Genomic DNA, 1,606 nt, shown 5'->3' with positions numbered 1-1,606 from the left:
AGGCCCCGTCGCTGGCCAGCGGTACGCACACGATCCAGAGCGGGGGCCGGACCCGCAGCTACATCCTGAGGGTCCCGGCCGGCTACGACCCCAGCCACCCCTACCGGCTGATCTTCGGTTTCCACTGGCGGGGCGGCACCGCCAACGACGTCGACTCGGGCGGCACGGACGGCTACAACTGGTCCTACTACGGGCTCCGGCGCCTCGCCGACAGCGCGAACAACGGCACGATCTTCGTCGCTCCGCAGGGGATCGACAACGGCTGGGCCAACTCCGGCGGCCAGGACCTGGCCTTCGTCGACGCCATGGTCAGCCAGATCGAAGCCGGACTGTGCGTCGACACCACACAGGTGTTCTCCGCCGGCTTCAGCTACGGCGGCGCGATGTCGTACGCCCTGGCCTGCTCCCGGGCGACGGTGTTCCGCGCGGTCGCGGTCTACTCCGGCGCGAACCTCAGCGGCTGCGGCGGCGGCACCCAGCCCATCGCCTACATGGGCCTGCACGGCATCAGGGACAACGTGCTGCCCGTCTCCCTGGGCCGGGAACTGCGCGACACCTTCGTCCGGGCCAACGGCTGCACCCCGCAGAACCCGCCCGAGCCGGCCTACGGCAGTCTGACCCACGTCATCACCGCCTACTCCGGGTGCCGGGCCGGATACCCGGTCGTGTGGGCCGCCTTCGACGGAGCGGGTCACGACCCCGGGCCCGTGGACGGTTCCACCGGTGACGGCTGGCGCACGTGGACGTCCTCAGCGGTATGGCAGTTCTTCACGCAGTTCGGCTCGAATCCGACGCCGCCCACCACCCCTCCGGCACCCGACAACCAGAAACTGGTCGGCCAGCAGTCGGGGCGCTGCCTCGACGTCGACAACTTCAGCACGACCAACGGCACCCAGGCACAGCTGTGGGACTGCAACGGCGGTGCCAACCAGCGGTGGACCTACACCACCGGCAAACAGCTGGTCGGCTACGGCGGCAAGTGCCTCGGCACCACCGGTCAGGGAACCGGCAACGGCGCCCGCGCGGTGATCTGGGACTGCGGCGGACAGGCGGACCAGCAGTGGAACGTCAACCCCGACGGCACGATCACAGCGGTGCAGTCGGGCCTCTGCCTGGACGCCAGCGGCCAGGGCACCGCCAACGGGACCAAGGTGCAGCTGTGGAGCTGCTCGGGCGGTGCGAACCAGCGCTGGCGTGCGGAGAGTTAGGAACCCGGGCCGGGCAGTCCGCATCGCCATCGCCTTCGCCATCGACACCTCATCACCCGACAGACTCGACGATCCAGGGATGCCATGAGACACAGTCCCTCCCCCACAGGTGCGAACGCCGTCGACAGGACGGACGCTTGCGCCGTCGTCCACCGGCAGCACCGGCCACGCCGTCGTGCCGTCCTCGCCCGTGTGACCGCCGCGGTCGTGGTACTCCTCGGTGCGCTGGTCGCCGGTTCGGCCACGAGCGGGGCGGCGCAGGCCGCCACGTCCGGGCCGTGTGACCTGTACGCGGCCGGCGGCACGCCATGTGTCGCCGCGCACAGCACGACCCGGGCGCTGTACGCCACGTACAACGGCCCGCTCTACCAGGTCAGGCGCTCGTCCGACAACGCGAC

Annotated in this window: 2 protein-coding genes; both read left to right on the top strand. The window is 70.6% G+C overall.

Annotated features, from left to right (window positions below):
• The coding region (locus IE312_RS07055; RefSeq protein WP_229899225.1) for an RICIN domain-containing protein at positions 1-1,208 on the top strand (1,208 nt) is incomplete at its 5' end.
• Between the two features lie 84 nt (positions 1,209-1,292).
• Positions 1,293-1,606 (top strand): arabinofuranosidase catalytic domain-containing protein (locus tag IE312_RS39150; RefSeq protein WP_306419718.1); only part of this gene is annotated, 314 nt, incomplete at its 3' end.

This window comes from Streptomyces capoamus (assembly GCF_014654935.1).
Taxonomy (GTDB): domain Bacteria; phylum Actinomycetota; class Actinomycetes; order Streptomycetales; family Streptomycetaceae; genus Streptomyces; species Streptomyces capoamus.
The sequence above is the reverse complement of the archived record's forward strand: the minus strand, read 5'-3'. Positions and strand labels throughout refer to the sequence as shown.